General features: G+C 63.8%; 14 protein-coding genes. 1 reads left to right on the top strand and 13 read right to left on the bottom strand.

Translation table 11 applies throughout. The features are described 5' to 3' along the window. Positions 1-289 precede the first annotated feature (289 nt). Positions 290-766, top strand: a complete 477-nt coding sequence (locus tag V6M89_RS09485) for a hypothetical protein (protein WP_332852959.1) — start codon at positions 290-292, stop codon at positions 764-766. Positions 767-1,034: 268 nt separating this feature from the next. On the opposite strand, the gene V6M89_RS09480 is transcribed toward V6M89_RS09485, so the two are convergent. From V6M89_RS09480 to V6M89_RS09420, 13 genes are all read right to left on the bottom strand, one after another. Beyond that, the gene (locus V6M89_RS09480; RefSeq protein WP_332852958.1) at positions 1,035-2,081 is read right to left on the bottom strand and encodes a PDDEXK nuclease domain-containing protein; all 1,047 of its coding nucleotides are present in this window, start codon (positions 2,079-2,081) and stop codon (positions 1,035-1,037) included. Positions 2,082-2,207: 126 nt separating this feature from the next. Further along, a complete protein-coding gene (locus tag V6M89_RS09475) occupies positions 2,208-3,326 on the bottom strand; it encodes a ribonucleotide-diphosphate reductase subunit beta (RefSeq protein ID WP_332852957.1) in 1,119 nt (372 codons plus the stop codon). Positions 3,327-3,448: 122 nt separating this feature from the next. Then, a complete protein-coding gene (locus V6M89_RS09470) occupies positions 3,449-6,403 on the bottom strand; it encodes a ribonucleoside-diphosphate reductase subunit alpha (protein WP_332852956.1) in 2,955 nt (984 codons plus the stop codon). A 268-nt stretch (positions 6,404-6,671) separates the two neighbouring features. Beyond that, a complete protein-coding gene (ampD, locus tag V6M89_RS09465) occupies positions 6,672-7,307 on the bottom strand; it encodes a 1,6-anhydro-N-acetylmuramyl-L-alanine amidase AmpD (RefSeq protein ID WP_332852955.1) in 636 nt (211 codons plus the stop codon). Continuing rightward, positions 7,304-8,815: a sigma-54-dependent transcriptional regulator gene (locus V6M89_RS09460; protein WP_332852954.1), complete on the bottom strand. Its 1,512-nt coding sequence runs from the start codon at positions 8,813-8,815 to the stop codon at positions 7,304-7,306. The genes ampD and V6M89_RS09460 overlap by 4 nt, the downstream gene beginning before the upstream one ends. Positions 8,816-8,827: 12 nt before the next feature. Next, positions 8,828-10,510 (bottom strand): sensor histidine kinase, encoded by a 1,683-nt coding sequence (locus V6M89_RS09455; protein ID WP_332852953.1) that lies wholly within the window; start codon positions 10,508-10,510, stop codon positions 8,828-8,830. 171 nt (positions 10,511-10,681) lie between these two features. Beyond that, the gene (locus V6M89_RS09450) at positions 10,682-10,957 is read right to left on the bottom strand and encodes a PP0621 family protein (protein WP_332852952.1); all 276 of its coding nucleotides are present in this window, start codon (positions 10,955-10,957) and stop codon (positions 10,682-10,684) included. Further along, entirely contained in the window at positions 10,954-11,760 is an 807-nt protein-coding gene (locus tag V6M89_RS09445; protein ID WP_332852951.1) for a cytochrome C assembly family protein, read from the bottom strand. Before V6M89_RS09445 ends, V6M89_RS09450 begins: the two co-directional genes overlap by 4 nt. Positions 11,761-11,782: 22 nt before the next feature. Next, the gene (locus tag V6M89_RS09440; protein ID WP_442881963.1) at positions 11,783-12,592 is read right to left on the bottom strand and encodes an ABC transporter ATP-binding protein; all 810 of its coding nucleotides are present in this window, start codon (positions 12,590-12,592) and stop codon (positions 11,783-11,785) included. Further along, the gene (locus tag V6M89_RS09435) at positions 12,592-13,413 is read right to left on the bottom strand and encodes an ABC transporter permease (protein WP_332852950.1); all 822 of its coding nucleotides are present in this window, start codon (positions 13,411-13,413) and stop codon (positions 12,592-12,594) included. The genes V6M89_RS09440 and V6M89_RS09435 overlap by 1 nt, the downstream gene beginning before the upstream one ends. Continuing rightward, positions 13,414-14,391 carry an ABC transporter substrate-binding protein gene (locus V6M89_RS09430; RefSeq protein ID WP_332852949.1) on the bottom strand — a complete coding sequence of 326 codons (978 nt, stop codon included), beginning with the start codon at positions 14,389-14,391 and terminating at the stop codon, positions 13,414-13,416. Positions 14,392-14,467: 76 nt separating this feature from the next. After that, complete coding sequence (locus tag V6M89_RS09425; RefSeq protein ID WP_332852948.1) at positions 14,468-15,487, bottom strand: M48 family metallopeptidase; 1,020 nt, start codon at positions 15,485-15,487, stop codon at positions 14,468-14,470. Further along, positions 15,484-16,515, bottom strand: coding sequence for a YjgN family protein (locus V6M89_RS09420; RefSeq protein ID WP_332852947.1), 1,032 nt, complete (start codon positions 16,513-16,515; stop codon positions 15,484-15,486). Before V6M89_RS09420 ends, V6M89_RS09425 begins: the two co-directional genes overlap by 4 nt. Positions 16,516-16,585: the final 70 nt, after the last annotated feature.

Raw genomic sequence — 16,585 nt, 5'->3', positions numbered from 1 at the left:
TGCTTGCGTCGTCGCGCCGCGATGTGCGCGCTCAATCGAGTTCGAAAAAACGTTCGCGCTGTCGCGCGAAAAAGGAGCGCTTGAAAGCGCGCCTTGTGCCGTCTGGGTTTCTGCGACGCCGTCGTCGCCGGCGAAAAAATCCGCACCACCCGCTGTCGAATCCGAGAGCGCTTGCGCATCGCTTGCGCGCCGCCGCTACTCACTGTTTTAATTTCGTCGCGATTATGAGACAGAGTGCGGCGAATGGCAAGCAGAATACTCCGGTGCGCGCCGGCGCTGATGCGCCGCGATGCGGATCGCGGCGCTGTTCGCGGACCGCGCGCGTGCGCGACGCGCCGCGCGATCGGATCACGCTCACTCCTCGTCGTCGCTTTTTAGCGGCGCTGCCGCTATGCGTTCATGCCGCAGCGAAGCGTCATCATCCGCGACAGTCGCGTCGTTCGGCTGCTCTCAACTCGGCCATCAACTCGGTGACGATGTTCTCGCGCACGCGGTCGATAGCGTCCGCCATCTCTCGGCCGAGCGCCACCTCCTCCACTTCGCCGGCAAAGGCATCCAGCCGCTCAGCCTCGAGATCTTCGAAGCGCTGGCAGGCTTCCAGCAGGATGCCGACGATGTCTGCGCGCGCACCATCACAGCGGACGACGAGACGACGGTGGGCACGCTACTCGACACCAACGAAGCGGAGCGGCTCGAGATCGTCCCCTGCTGCTGCGCCGCTGGCCAGTCGCTACGTTTGTTTACGCTATTGGATAGCGGCGACTAATCGCCGCTGCGCTATGAGCCGGCCAAGCCATCAATATCGCCGCCACCGGTGAACAGCGCGACGAGTGCAGCCCAGCGCTGGCTGGCGTATGTGGAAAGCGTGGGGCTGGCCGACGCTCACGGTGAACTGTTACGGCTCAAGGTGGCATCCATCGACGCGATGGAAAAAGCAGAACTGGCAAACCGCAAGCGCGCTCCGCGCAGACCGGCAGGCGTTCATCGGTGAGCGCCGCATCGGTAATGTGCGGCTGGATCCTGATCCAGAAGGGTCAGTCCAGGGGCTGGAACAATGCGCCTCGCCGCGCCAAACGCTCTCTCGCTTCCTCAAGGGCCATATGCAGCTTGCGCTCCAATTCCGCCTTGGACGGCAGCTCGGTCCAGTATTCGGCCACAGTGATGCCATCCTTGTGCATCTGGAGCAGCTCTATTTGCTCATGACGGGATTCCGCACACAAGATCAACCCGATGGGCGACTCCTCGCCTGAATGGCGCTCGTGCTTGTCCAGCCACTTGAGATACAGCTCCATCTGTCCTTTATGAGAGGCTTTGAAGCGCCCAAGTTTAAGCTCGATGGCCACCAAGCGATGGAGGCGGCGGTGAAAAAACAGAAGATCAAGATGAAAATCCTCGCCATCTATCACCATCCGTTTGTTCCTCTCTACAAAGGCAAAGCCCCTTCCCAACGCCAGGATAAAGGCCTCCAGCTGGAGCAGGATTGCGGTCTCCAGATCGGCCTCATCATAGCCCCGACGTAAGCCAAGAAAATCAAGAAAATAGGGATCTTTAAAGATGACGGCGGACGTGGCCTCAGTACAAAGCGGCGCCGGAGGTAATTGCGATGCTGCGATTTCGCTTCGCTCATAACTTTTCCGCTCAATTTGCCGGTGAAGCTCGCGGACACTCCCCCCTTCCGTGACGCTTTGCTGCGCGTAGCACCATCGGGCAGCCTCATCCCTCACTGGTAGCAACTGCAAAAAATGGGTCCAACTCAAATGTCGCATCAGTGATGCGACATTTTCCAAGTCTGGAAAGGCTTGTACAAACTGCACCATCCGGCGAAGATTCTGTACCTCGAAGCCTCGACCGAATTCATTCGCCAGCTTCTGACCTAAGCGAGCCATTATCTGGGTCCCATAACGAGCCCGCTCACCAACCAGTATCTGGCTATGCAAACGCTGTCCCACCGTCCAATACAAACGACTTAGTTCTGCATTGACGCTGCTGGACAAGCGCTGCCGACTGGACTCTATCAAGCCGCGCAACTCCGCATGGAGGGACTCCAGCCCAGGGATCGACGTCAAATTGGCTTTGCTCATGACTGCACCTCTGCGCCATCATCAAACAGCCAGAATATGCGCCTGCGAGAACAACCATGCCCGCAAAAAGCAAAAAGCCTGGCAAATGCCAGGCTTTTCGTTTGATCCCGTCCAACCAGATCGGGATCAGTCCCAGTTCAGCGCGCCGCCGGTCTGGTATTCGATGACGCGGGTCTCGAAGAAGTTACGTTCCTTCTTCAGGTCGATCATCTCGCTCATCCATGGGAACGGGTTGTCTTCCTGCTCGAACAGCGTCTCCAGGCCGATCTGGGTGGCGCGGCGGTTGGCGATGAAGCGCAGGTAGCCCTTGAACATGGTGGCGTTCAGGCCCAGCACGCCGCGTGGCATGGTGTCTTCGGCGTAGGCGTACTCCAGGTCCACGGCCTTCAGGAACAGCTGCTTGATCTCTTCCTTGAACGCTGGCGTCCACAACAGCGGGTTTTCCATCTTGATCGTGTTGATCAGGTCGATGCCGAAATTGCAATGCATCGACTCGTCGCGCAGGATGTACTGGTACTGCTCGGCGGCGCCCATCATCTTGTTCTGGCGGCCCAGCGCCAGGATCTGGGTGAAGCCGACGTAGAAGAACAGGCCTTCCATCAGGCAGGCGAACACGATCAGCGACTTCAGCAGCTGCTGGTCGTTGTGCACGGTGCCGGTGGTGAAGGCCGGGTCGGTCAGCGTGTTGATGAACGGGATCAGGAACTCGTCCTTGTCGCGGATCGACTTCACTTCGTTGTAGGCGTTGAAGATCTCCGCCTCGTCCAGGCCCAGCGACTCGACGATGTACTGGTAGGCGTGGGTGTGGATCGCCTCTTCGAAGGCCTGGCGCAGCAGGTACTGGCGGCACTCGGGAGCGGTGATGTGGCGATAGGTGCCCAGCACGATGTTGTTGGCGGCCAGCGAGTCGGCGGTGACGAAGAAGCCCAGGTTGCGCTTGACCAGACGGCGCTCGTCTTCGGTCAAGCCGTTCGGGTTCTTCCACAGCTCGATATCGCGCTGCATGTTCACTTCCTGCGGCATCCAGTGGTTGGCGCAGCCGGCCAGGTATTTGTCCCATGCCCACTTGTACTTGAACGGCACCAGCTGGTTGACGTCGGTTTTGCCGTTGATGATGCGCTTGTCGTCGGCATTGACGCGACGCGCGACTTGCTCGGCGTTGGCTTCGCCGGTGGCCAGTGCGGCTTGATTGACTGCAGCTTGTGGTGCGGCCGATGCGGCCTCTTCGTCCCAGGACAGCGACATAATGGATTTCCTTCTGAATTCTATCTGTATATATTAGTACCTCCGTCATTCCCGCGAAAGCGGGAATCCATACTCAGCATGGATCCCCGTTTGCACGGGGATGACAGTAGGCGGCTATGGTTTTACTGGCAAGCTTCGCATTCCTCGAAGCCGTCGTCGCCAGGACGCAGGTAGCAGGCCGCGCCGTCGGCTTCGGCTTGCGCCACCGACGATGCCGATGCCGCCGAACCCGCCAGGGCCGCCGTCGCCGGACCGGCCGCCGACATCGCGCTGGCCGACATGCCGCCGTCCACGGCCACCGCGTTCAGCGCGCCGGTCTTGGAGGTCGATTTCTCCGTGTGGGTGGCGGCGATGGTGCGCAGGTAGTAGGTGGTTTTCAGGCCACGCAGCCATGCCAGCTTGTAGGTCTCGTCCAGCTTCTTGCCCGACGCGCCAGCCATGTAGATGTTCAGCGACTGCGCCTGGTCGATCCACTTCTGGCGGCGCGATGCCGCTTCCACCAGCCAGGTCGGCGACACTTCGAACGCGGTTGCATAAATGTCACGCAGGTCTTGCGGGATGCGGTCGATCTTGGCCAGCGAGCCGTCGAAGTACTTCAGGTCGGAGATCATCACTTCATCCCACAGGTCGCGCGCCTTCAGGTCGCGCACCAGGTAGGCGTTGATCTCGGTGAACTCGCCCGACAGGTTGGACTTCACGTACAGGTTCTGGAAGGTCGGTTCGATGCAAGCCGACACGCCGATGATGTTCGAAATGGTCGCGGTCGGAGCGATCGCCACGCAGTTCGAGTTACGCATGCCGAACTTCTTGATGCGGTCGCGCACCGGGGTCCAGTCCATGGCGGCCGAGGTATCCTGCTCCAGGTAGCCGCCGCGTTCGTCGGCCAGCAGCTTGATCGAGTCCTGCGGCAGGATGCCGCGGTCCCACAGCGAGCCTTTGTACGACTGATAGTGGCCGCGTTCTTCAGCCAGTTCGGTCGAGGCCAGGTAGGCGTAGTAGCACACCGCTTCCATCGAGGTGTCGGCGAAGGACACGGCTTCGTTCGACGAGAACGGAATGCGCATCATGTGCAGGCAGTCCTGGAAGCCCATCACGCCCAGGCCCACCGGACGGTGGCGCATATTGGCGTTGCGCGCTTTGTCGACGGCGTAGTAATTGATGTCGATCACATTGTCCAGCATGCGCATCGCGGTGCGGATGGTCTTTTTCAGCTTGACGTGATCCAGCTTGCCCTCTTTCATATGGGCTGGCATGTTGACCGAACCCAGGTTGCAGACGGCGATTTCGTCAGGGCCGGTGTTCAGCGTGATCTCGGTGCACAGGTTGGAGCTGTGGACCATGCCGACGTGCGACTGTGGCGAACGGATGTTGCATGGGTCCTTGAAGGTGATCCATGGGTGGCCGGTTTCGAACAGCATCGACAGCATCTTGCGCCACAGGTCCAGCGCGGCGATCTTCTTGAACACGCGGATTTCGCCGGCGGCGGCCTTGGCTTCGTAGCCCAGGTAGGCTTTTTCGAAGGCCTTGCCGACCAGGTCGTGCAGGTCAGGGGTGTCGGATGGCGAGAACAGGGTCCAGTCGCCTTTTTCCATCACGCGCTTCATGAACATGTCCGGGATCCAGTTGGCGGTGTTCATGTCGTGGGTGCGGCGGCGGTCGTCGCCGGTGTTCTTGCGCAGGTCCAGGAACTCTTCGATGTCCATGTGCCAGGTTTCCAGGTAGGCGCAGACCGCGCCCTTGCGCTTGCCGCCCTGGTTGACCGCGACGGCGGTGTCGTTGACCACTTTCAGGAACGGCACCACGCCTTGCGATTTGCCGTTGGTGCCCTTGATGTGGGCGCCCAGTGCGCGCACAGGGGTCCAGTCGTTACCCAGGCCGCCGGCGAATTTGGCCAGCAATGCGTTTTCCTTGATGGCGTCGTAGATGCCTTCCAGGTCGTCCGACACGGTGGTCAGGTAGCACGACGACAGCTGCGAACGCAGGGTGCCCGAGTTGAACAGCGTCGGCGTGGAGCTCATGAAGTCGAAGGTCGACAGCAGGTTGTAGAACTCGATGGCGCGCGCTTCGCGGTCGGACTCGTTCAGGGCCAGGCCCATGGCGACGCGCATGTAGAAGGCTTGCGGCATTTCGATGCGGACGTCGCGGACGTGCAGGAAGTAGCGGTCGTACAGGGTTTGCAGGCCGATGTAGCCGAACTGCAGATCGCGGTCGGCGACCAGCGCCTTGGCCAGGCGGGCCAGATCGAACTCGGCCAGCTTGACGTCCAGCAGTTCGTTGGTGATGCCCTTGGCGATGTATTGCGGGAAGTAGGTCACGTATTCGGCGGCAGCGGCGCCCTGCGCGACTTCCTTGCCGAAGACTTCCTTGCGGATCGTGTGCAGCAGGATGCGGGCCGTCACTTGCGAGTAGGCCGGATCTTTTTCCATCAGCGCGCGGGCGGCCAGGATGGCGGATTTGTGCAGTTCTTCGACCGGCACGCCGTCGTACAGGTTCTTCAGCGTCTCGGCCAGGATGGCGTCGGCGTCGACGTGCTTTTCCAGGCCGATGCAGGCGGCGTTGATCAGGCCGGTGACGCGGTCCATTTCCAGCGGCTTGCGCTCGCCGTTTTCCAGCACGTGGATTTGCGGTGCTTCGATCGCGGCGGCGGCGCCCTGGGCTTCCTTGGCGGCGCGGCGCTCTTCCATATGCTTGGCACGATACAGCACGTAGGCGCGGGCGACATCGTGTTCGCCGGAGCGCATCAGCGCCAGTTCAACCTGGTCTTGCACGTCTTCGATGTGGAAGGTGCCGCCCGATGGCTGACGGCGCACCAGCGCGGTGACCACGCTGGCGGTCAGCTGTTCTACCAATTCACGCACGCGCGCCGAAGCTGCGCCCTGGCCGCCGTTAACGGCCAAAAAGGCCTTGGTCACGGCGATGGCGATTTTCGACGGTTCAAACGCGACGACCGCGCCGTTACGGCGGATGATGCGGTAGTCACCGAGGTCGCTGGCGGCCGTGACCGGGCTGCTGGCGGTGCTCGCAGCGGCTGCTGGTACCAGCGCTGGATTGATGGTGATGTCTTGAGTAGATTGCATTTAAGCTCCCCGATAACAGCGTGCAGTCAGTGCTGCGCGACGTAATGTTGTATAAAAAAAGGCCAAAATGAAGCGACCGGCCAAACCTGCCTGGCTGGTTAAACTGCAATAAAATGGGTGATGAACTGGCCTTGTCGGCTTGTAAATAGTTTAAGAACCAGTGTCATGAGAACTACTATATCTAGTGATTGGTGTGAATCGATACACTGATTGTAGTGGTCAGGTAATGGTAAGACAAGTGGAAATTTTGCCTTAAACGGCAATTTTTCTATTGACTTTGTGGAAGCCCTTTTGCGAAGCGTAGTCCGGCGCTAGCGCCCACTAACGCGGGCTCATCCGGTGCCTTTTGATTAAGCAAAGTCTGCCAGGTTTTCCGATAAATTTCCCAATCGAACAACGGTCCCGGGTCGGTTTTCCGGCCCGGCGCGATGTGTTCATGGCCCTGCACATCGGTCAGCGGATAGCGCGTTTGCAGCGCCAGCGTCAGCGCCGCCAGCGCCTGGTACTGGGCCGCTTCGAAGCCGCTGTCGTCGGTGCCTTCCAGCTCCACGCCGATCGAATAGTCGTTGCACTTTTCCCGGCCCTGGAAGGCCGACAGTCCCGCATGCCAGGCCCGCTCGTTAGCAGAAACATACTGCGTCACGCGGCCGTCACGGCGGATGAAAAAGTGGCTCGACACTTTCAACCCTCGCAGGTCCGCGAACGAGGGGTCAGTATTATAGTCCAAGCGGCCGCTGAACAGGTCGGACACGTGCGGACCGCCGAAACAGCCGCCCGGCAGCGAGATGTTATGGACCACCAGCAGCGTGATGTCGGCCGGGTCGGGACGGCAGTCGGCATGCGGGCTGTCGTAGCGCAGCGCCGGCGGCCACCAGCCGTCGGCGCCCAGTTCCGGCGGGCTCACGCCTCCGGCTCCTGGATGTTCAGCTTCTGCATCTGGTAGCGCAGCTGGCGGAAGCTGATGCCCAGCAGCTGGGCGGCCTGGGTGCGGTTGAACTGGGTTTGCGCCAGCGCCCGCAGGATGATGTCGCGCTCGATCTGGTTCAGGTAGTCGGGCAGGCTGCTGGGCAGCCCATCCAGGTGCGGCAGCGGCAGCGTGCCGGCGGCGGGCGGCGGCGGCTCGGCCGGCGGCGGCGACGGCAACGGCGCCACGCCCAACACGGCGGCCTCGGTGGCGGCCATGTACGGCGCCGGCAGCGCGGGTGTCGGCAGCGGCACGATGGCTTCGACCATGCGCGCGCCCTTCAGCGCCAGGTCGGCCACTTCGATCACGCCGTCGTTGGCGAAGGCCAGCGCCCGTTCCAGGATGTTTTCCAGCTCGCGCACATTGCCGGGGAAGGAGTAGCCGCGCAGCGCATCGAGCACGCCCTCGCCCAGCCGCACCTGGTGTTCGAAGGTGCCCAGCCGGTCGAGGATGGCGCCGGTCAGCACGGCCAGGTCGTCCAGCCGTTCGCGCAGCGGCGGCAGGCTCAGTTCAATCACGTTCAGGCGGTAGAACAGATCCTGGCGGAAGCTGCCCTGCTCCACGCACTGCGCCAGGTTCTTGTGGGTGGCGCTGATGATCCGCACGTCGACCGGCTCCTCGGCGGTGGCGCCGATCTTGCGCACGCGCCGCTCCTGGATCGCCCGCAGCAGCTTGACCTGCATCGCCAGCGGCAGGTCGGCCACCTCGTCGAGCATCAGCGTGCCGCCGTTGGCCGCTTGGAAGAAGCCGTCGCGCTCATCGGCCGCGCCGGTGAAGGCGCCCTTGCGGTAGCCGAAGAATTCGGCCTCCATCAGCGCCTCCGGGATGGCGCCGCAGTTGACGGCGATGAAAGGTTTGCCGTCGCGCGAACTCTGGGCGTGGATCTCGCGCGCCGCCAGCTCCTTGCCGCTGCCCGATTCGCCGTTGATGGCGATCGGCGCCATCGAGCGCGCCAGCCGCGCGATCTGCGCGCGCAGCGCCTGGATCACGGCCGATTCGCCCTTCAGCCGGCTGGCCGGCGGCTCGGCGCTGAGCGCTTCGCCCGGCGACGGCTCGGCGTTCAGCCGCAGCGCCGACTGCACCATCACCCGCAACTGGTCCAGCGCCACCGGCTTGGAGATGTAGTCGAAGGCGCCGGCCTTGAGCGCGATGACGGCGTTGTCGGCGCTGCCGAAGGCCGTCACCACCGCGATCGGCGTGTTCTTATATGCGGCGCTCACTTCGCGCACCAGCTCCAGCCCCAGGCCGTCGGGCAGGCGCATGTCGGTCAGCACCAGCTGGTACTCGCGTTCCGGCGTGGCCAGCAGGCCGCGCGCCTGCGCCAGCGTGGCGGCGCTGTCGACGTCCAGGCCCATTTTCAGCAGGGTCAGTTCCAGCAGCTCGCGCAGGTCGGCCTCATCGTCGACCACCAGCACGCGAGGCGCGCGTTGGGAACCTCTAGCACTCATCAAACAGCCTTTCTACGTCTGCGCCGGATGGGCGAAGGTGATTACAAATCGCCCGCGCGAGCGGGGAGTCCCATCGGGGCTGGCTTTGATATCAAAACGATATTCGTAGTCCAGTCGCGCCTCGTTATTCAAACACAATTCGCGCGCCAGATATAGTCCCAGCCCGGTGCCCTTGCTGGATGTGGTGTAAAACGGCTCGAACAGGTGGGCGCGCACCTCGGGCGAGATGCCGGGGCCGTCGTCCTGCACGTGCAGCTCCATGCGCCGCGCCTTGTCGCTGACCAGGTCCATGCGGATCGAGTCCGGCCCGCCGCTGGCGTAGCGCACCGCGTTGTTGAGCAGGTTGAGCACCACCTCGCGCAGGTGCAGCGCGTCGAAGCGCACCAGCGTGCCGGCCGGCGCCGAGGCGCCGATGATGTCCGGCGTCAGGCCGTGGGTCTCGACGAATTCGGTTTTCAGCTCGGCCAGGAAGACGTCCAGCGCCAGCGGCTCGCTGTGCGGCTGCACCTTGCGCGACAGCTGCAGGATGTCCTCGACCATGCGGTTGACCCGCGCCACGTTGTCGCCGACGATCTTCAGCAGCCGCAGGTGGACCGTGCTGTCGAGGTCCTCGCCCAACAGCGCGGTGGCGTGGCCGATGGCCGACAGCGGATTGCGCACCTCGTGCGCGATGCTGGCGGTGAGCCGCCCCATCGACGCCAGCTTCAGTTGCTGCGCCTGGTTTTCGATGCCGGTCACGTCCTGCAAAAAGATCACGCTGCGCTCGGTGCCCAGGCCGGCCGTGTTGACCGCCGCGAAGCGCACCTTCAAGTGCGCGGAGAGGTCGCGGCGCGCGCTCCAGGCGGCCGTCACGTCCTGCAGCGCCGCCTCGGCGTACGGCTTGATGGTGACATAGGCGGTGCTGCGCGCGGCGTCGGCGCGCCATTCGGCGTATGCTTGCGCCAGCGGCGCCAGCGCGGCGGCGGCCGACAGGCGGAACTTCATCTCGGGGCCGACCATGCCCAGCATCTGCTGCGCCGCCGGATTGCCGGCGAATACCTGGCCGTCGGGATCGACCACCAGGATGCCGTCGCCGACGTTGGCCATCACCAGCTGGTTCACCGCCTGCTGCACGGTGATCTCGACGCCGCGCTGGATCGCCAGTTCTTCCTGGCCGATCAACTTGGCCGCCATGCGGTTGACCACGAATACCGCGGCAAAGAAGGCCGCGCCGTACAGGCCCGCCTGCAGGTAGGGCTGGTCGCCCTCCATCATGAACACCCGCCAGGTCGATTCGGCCAGCATGAACAGCGCCACCAGCGCGGCGCAGAACAGCGACAGCATCAGCGGCGCCAGGATGGCCGAACCGGCCAGCGGGAACAGATAGAGGATGGCCAGGCCGCTGCGCAAGCCGCCGCCCGCCATATACAGCAGCGAGATGATGGCCAGGTCGCAGGCGATCTGCGACAGCAGCTGCAACAGGAAGCGGCGCTGCCAGTAGACCGCCGTCAGCGCGAACGCGATCGCCAGGCCCAGGTAGATCAGGCAGATCTGCAGGTAGAGATAGGGACCGGAGGCGCGCAGGCCGTGGTTGTCGAAGCTCAGGTAGACCAGCAGCACCAGCGCGATCACCACGCGGGTCGCGTTCAGCGTCTGCAACGAACGCCAGAAGGTTGCGCGCGATTCGGCCGACAGGGCTTGCAGGCGCGCTATCACGCCAGGGACCCTAGTGCGGTACTGCGCTCTTGGGGGAGCAAATAAAAATGATGCATTTGCGTGCCAGGCGAGGCGCAACACCGCAGCGATAGCGAGCTATCGCGAGGATTTGCAACGAAGCATGGCACGCAAATGCGCATTTTTATGCTCCAACAAGAGCGCAGTACCGCACTATGCCGCCGGCAGCGTGGCGTGGGCCGCGCTGCAATAGTCGCGGCCGCGCGCCTGCACGGATTCCGATGCCGGATAGAAGATGCCGCAATGGGCGCACTGCAGCATGGTCTCGGCTTCGGCCGCGACCTTCTCATTCGAACGCGCACCGCCGCCGGCAGGTTGCTGCGGTTCGCGGAACTGCTGCTGGTGGCGCTTCTGCGCCTCGCGGATCTTGCTGCGGACGGCGAAGATCACCAGGAACACCAAGGCCAACCAAAAGATAATACGGCTCATGCCCAACCCTTATGCAAAACCACTTCAAACACAAAACGGCTGCCGACGTAGGCCAGCAACAAGGTGGCGAAACCGGCCAGCGTGAAGCTGAGCGCAGTCTTGCCGCGCCAGCCGCGGAAGCGGCGGCCCGCCAGCAGCGCGGCAAACAGCAGCCACGACATCAGCGTGAACACCGATTTGTGGTCCCACTTGAGCGCCTGGCCGAACAGCTGTTCGGAGAACACGATACCCGATAACACGGTCAGGCTGAGCAAAGCGAAGCCGATACCTATCATGCGGAACAACAGTTTTTCCATCGTCAGCAGCGCCGGCAGCCGGTCCAGCGCGCCGGACATGAAGCTCTTGCTGTCGGTGCCGGCGTGCAGGCGTTTTTCCTGCAAGGCCATCAACACCGCGTGGAAGGCGGCCACCGTCAAGGTGCTGTAGGCCAGCGTGGCGATGGCGATGTGCCAGCCGAACAAGGGCGTCTTGCCCTCCAGCGGAATCACGTTGCCGGGGAAGCCGGCCTGCAGGGCGGCCGCCAGCGCGGCGTTCGGCATGACCAGGCGGCGCATGCCGTCCAGGCTGAAATTCTGGTTCTCTATCCAGTACGCGCCCACCGACACCCACAGCGCCGACGACAGCATGGCGGCGAAGCCGATGCGGATGGAGCCCGCACCGCCGGCCACCTCGGACCACAGGCCGGCGCCGTGCAGCAGCCAGGCGGCAGCCGTCAAGCCGGAAATCAGGACGGCGCGGCGCGACGGCAGCACCGCACAGAGGAGGTACAGCGCGATGGCTGCGAAGAGTAAGGAAGTCTGCATGTCCTTCAGTTTACACCATCGCTCAGTCGACGGCTGCCATGCGCAGCTCGTCGTTGTGATGGCGTTGCTGTTCTTCCATCACCAGTTGGCCCAGTTCGCGCTTGAGGGCGTTGAACTCGGCGGAGGCCGGATCGCGCATGCGCGGCAGTTCCACCATCAGGTCGCGCTTGACGGTGCCGGGACGGTAGGTCATGACGACGATGCGGTCGGCCAGGTAGATCGCTTCCTCGATGCTGTGGGTGACGAAGATGATGGTCTTCTTCAACTCGGCCCAGATGCGCAGCAGCTCGTCCTGCAGGTTGCGGCGGGTCAGCGCGTCCAACGCGCCGAACGGCTCGTCCATCAGCATGATCGGCGAGTCCAGCGCCAGCACGCGGGCGATCGCCACCCGCTGGCGCATGCCGCCCGACAGGTCCTTGGGGAAGCGGTTGCGGAAATCGCTCAGCGACAGCATCGCCAGCAGCTTGTCGACGATGGCGTTGATCTCGGCCTTGGGCAAGCCCTTGATCTCGAGGCCGAAGGCGACGTTGTCGGCCACCGTCATCCACGGGAACAGCGCGTATTCCTGGAACACCATGCCGCGCTCGGGACCGGGCGCCGTCACCTCCTTGCCGTCGGCGACGATGCGGCCGGAGCTGGGCAGCGCGAAGCCGGCGATCGCGTTCAGCAGGGTCGACTTGCCGCAGCCCGAAGGCCCCAGCAGGCAGACGAACTGGCCCTGCGGGATCTCCAGCTCGATGTCCTTGAGCGCCACCAGCTGGCGCTCGGCGGTCTGGAACACCTTGCTGACGTTGGCGACGACGATGTGGGGCGGGTTTGCAACACTCATCATCAGTTCTCCAGGCCGCGGTGCCAGCGCAGCAGATGGTTGTTCAGTTTGTTGACGGCGGTGTCGATGATCAGGCCGATCAGGCCGATGGTGATCATGCCGGCCATGATCTTGTCCGACCAGAAGTACTCGCGCGCCTCCAGGATGCGGAAGCCCAGGCCGTTGTTCACCGCGATCATCTCGGACACGATCACCACGATGAAGGCGGTGCCGATGCCGATCCGCACCCCGGACAATATATACGGCACGGCGGCCGGCAGGATCACCCGCAGGAACATGGTGCTGCCGCTGGCGCCGAGGTTGCGCGCGGCGCGCAGGTAGATGCTGTCGACCTGGCGCACGCCGGCGATGGTGTTCATCAGCACCGGGAAGAAGGCGCCCAGCACGATCAGGAAGATGGCCGGCGGATTGCCCAGGCCGAACCACAGGATGGACAGCGGGATGTAGGCGATCGGCGGGATCGGCCGCAGCAGCTGCATCAGCGGATTGAGCCAGGCGTACACGGTCTGGCTGGCGCCCATCACCAGGCCCAGCGGCAGTGCCAGCGCGGCGCCGATGGCGAAGCCGACCACCACGCGATACAGGCTGCCGAGGGCGTCGACGATCAACTCGCCGGACACCGCCCACAGCAGCCAGCTGCCCTGCTCCGGGCTGTACGGCTGGATCGGCAGCAGATAGGCGATCCAGCGTTCCAGCACCGCCAGCGGCGACGGCAGCATCTGCGGATTGACCCAGCCCTTCATCGACACCAGCTGCCAGACGCCGATCACCAGCGCCGGCACGATCAGGCCGACGCCGGCCTCCTTCAGCTTGAACGCGGCCATTTACTTGACGCCCAGGCTTTTCTTGGCGGCGTCCAGCAGGTCGGTCTTGACCCATTCCTTGGCGGCGGGCGGCTTGCTCATGCGGCCGACGCCGGTCTTGAACATGACGTCGGTGGTGATCTGGATGTGCTCGGGCGTGATGTCGTAGGAGTACGGCGAATTGCCGATGGCGTCGTCGAAATCGTCCTTGCTGATCTGGCCCTTGAACACCGTCTCGCGCACATACTTCTCGGCCACGGCCGGCTGCTCGATGAAGGTCTTGGTGGCTTCGACGAAGCAGCGCATGAACTTCTCGGCCAGCGGACGCTTCTCTTTATAGAACTTCTCGGTCATCACCATGGTGCGGATCGGCTCGCCGATCGGGGTGTCGTAGGGCTTGAGGATCTCGTTGCCGTAGCCCTTGTTGATCGACTGCGAGGATTGCGGCTCGGAGTTCATCATGGCGTCGATGTTCTTGCCCAGCAGCGCCTGGTTCAGGTCGGCGTAGGCCAGGTAGATCAGCTGCACGTCCTTGCCCTGCTGGTCGGAAGCGCTCAGGCCGGCCTGCTGCAGCTCGGCCAGCAACAGCACTTCCTGGATGCCGCCGCGCGTGACGCCGACTTTCTTGCCCTTCAGGTCCTTGACGCTTTTCATTTTGAGCTCGGCGCGGCCGACCAGGCGCGCGCCGCCCTTGGCGAAACCGGCCACCACGAAGATCGGCGCGCCGCTGGCGCGGCCGGAGATGGCCGCTTCCGACGCTGTGGTGCCGACGTCGAGCTCACCGGCGATGATCCCCTGCATCACATCGAGTCCCTTGGCGAACACCCGCTCCTCGACCTTGATGCCGCACTTGGGGGCGATCTCCTTGATGTAGGAGACGGCGCCGTAGTGGGCGAACTTCAGGTTGCCGAGGCGGACCACCTCCTGCGCCTGCGCGGCGCCGACTGCGGCCAGCATGGCGGCGATGCTCAAGGTCTTGCCGATAGCGTTCAGATTCATCCATCTCTCCTGTCGTGGGTGGTACGGCTTGGAATGCAGATCATACCAAGCTAGCGATGAGTTGCCTATCGCTCAATCAAGGCGCCGCGCGCAACCGGGCCAGTCGTTCGGCGCTCGGCGGGTGGCTGGAAAAATACGCCGGCAGCTTGCCGCCATCCAGCTTGTCCAGCTTGGCGAACACCGCCGCCAGGTGATCGAGCGCGACGCCATTGTGGCGCAGCATGGCCGCCGCGTAGTCGTCGGCTTCCTGCTCGGCGTCGCGCGAGTACTTCAGGTCCAGCGCCAGCGCCGGCAGCGTGCTCAGCATGGCGGAGATGTCGCCGAACACCAGCGAGGTCACGGCCGTCACCGCCGAACTCTGGATGATGCGGCGCGTCATATGGCGCCGCTGCAAATGGCCCAGCTCGTGCGCCAGCACGCCCATGACGGCATCGTCATCCTGGAGCAGCGCGACCATCTGGTCGGTCATCACGATATCGCCGGACGGCAGCGCGAACGCATTGGGGCCGACGCGGCTGCTGCGGAACACCAGCTGCCAGGCCGGCGCGGGGCCGGCCACCGCAGGCGGTGGCGCCAGCGCGGCAAAGCGGCGCCGCAAAGCTTGCTGGCGCGCCGGCGCCAGCGTCGACGGCGCGAACATCTGGTGGTCCAGCGCCGCCAGCACGCCCTGCCCCAGCTGGCGCTCGGCCGACACCGGCAAGGCGTCGGCGATCCAGCCGGCCCCGGCCGGCAGCAGATAGAGATAGCCCAGCGCCAGCAGCGCCACCGTGGCGGCGGCCGCAGCCAGCACGCCGCGCCAGCTATGCTGCAACCGCACCACCAGGCCGTCGCGATGGCCGGTCTGGCGCAGCAGCTGCTCGAAGCCGGCCAGGTCGTCGATCTCCAGGTAGGCGCCGTCGGCGAAGGTCACCTTGCGCGCCGCGTGGCGGCTGCGCTCGGACACGCGCAGTTCGGCCAGCGGCGCCACACGCCGGGCGTCGCCGTCCAGGCGGGCGACGCCGTCCGCCACACTCAGCGTGACGCGGTGCAGGCGCGAACTGCGGCCGTCGAAATAGCGCGCGGCGACCGGCGCGATAGGGTGCTGCGCGCCGCTCATAGCGACAGGTCGTAGTCCATGAACTCGGCCATGCCTTCGCCGGTCGCGCCGACTTCGCCCCCGGGCACGGCGGTGATGTCGTCCAGGCTGCCGTCCACCAGCAGCGACATCGACTCCAGGCGATAGCGCATCGCCCGCACGTGAGCGAACGGCAGGAACAGGCCCAGTGTGCAAATCACGGCCAGGTAGTTGGTGACGGTGATGAACACCAGCCGGCTCCAGCGCATGTCGGACTGGAAGCGATGATGCTCCAGGCTGGTGTGGTTCCAGATCAGCTTTTGCAGCATGTTCATGAACAGCGGATAGACCACGAAAACCCAGCCGTAAAACGCCAACAGGAACAAGCTGCTTTCGCCGGCCGCCTCGGCGCTGCTGGTCGGCTCCGGCGCGCCCTTGATCAGCAGCCAGAACAGCGCCACCATGCCGCCGCCGCCGATCAGCAGCAAGCCGCCGTACAGTTTATAAAAATCGGCGACGCTGCCGTCGAAGGAGAAACGCGCCTTGCCGTAACGGCTTTCATTGTGCTGCCAGGCCTTGGCGCGCTGGTGGATGAACGGCGTGGCCAGGCCCAAGGTCACGCCGTTCAGCAGCGGGCGCACCAGGTAGTTGGTATAAGCGTCGTGCACGTCGCCGGCAAAGCTGAAGCGAATGCCGCGATAGCTGGTGTTGTGCAGCCGGAATTGCAGGCTCTTCCAGATGACCCATGGCGAGGCCGCGCCCATGCCCAAGGCCACCACCACCGCCGCCAGCGGCGCCCAGGCGGCCCCGGCCAGGTAGATGGCGAAGATCACGGCGGCCACGATGCGGCCCTTGAGGATGGCGACCGGGTTGCCGTGGTATTCGAAGCTGCTGCCGGCCAGTTCGGTGCTGGAATAGAAGTACTGGTTGCGCCGCACCTTGGCCCAGGCCGAGTATATCCCCAGTGTGACGATGGTCAGCAGCAGGTTGACTATCCAGATGCGGAAATACTCGCCGCCGCTGGCGTGGAAACGCAGACGTTGCGTTTGCTCCCCTTGCACTTGTTCCATGTGGTGCCCCCGATATTAACAAAGCATCAACGATGCCTACACAAAACAATATTGTCAATGGGAAACTACA

It is taken from the genome of Duganella sp. S19_KUP01_CR8 (genome assembly GCF_036688705.1).
GTDB lineage: Bacteria > Pseudomonadota > Gammaproteobacteria > Burkholderiales > Burkholderiaceae_D > Rugamonas.
This window is presented reverse-complemented; position numbering and strand designations above follow the sequence as displayed.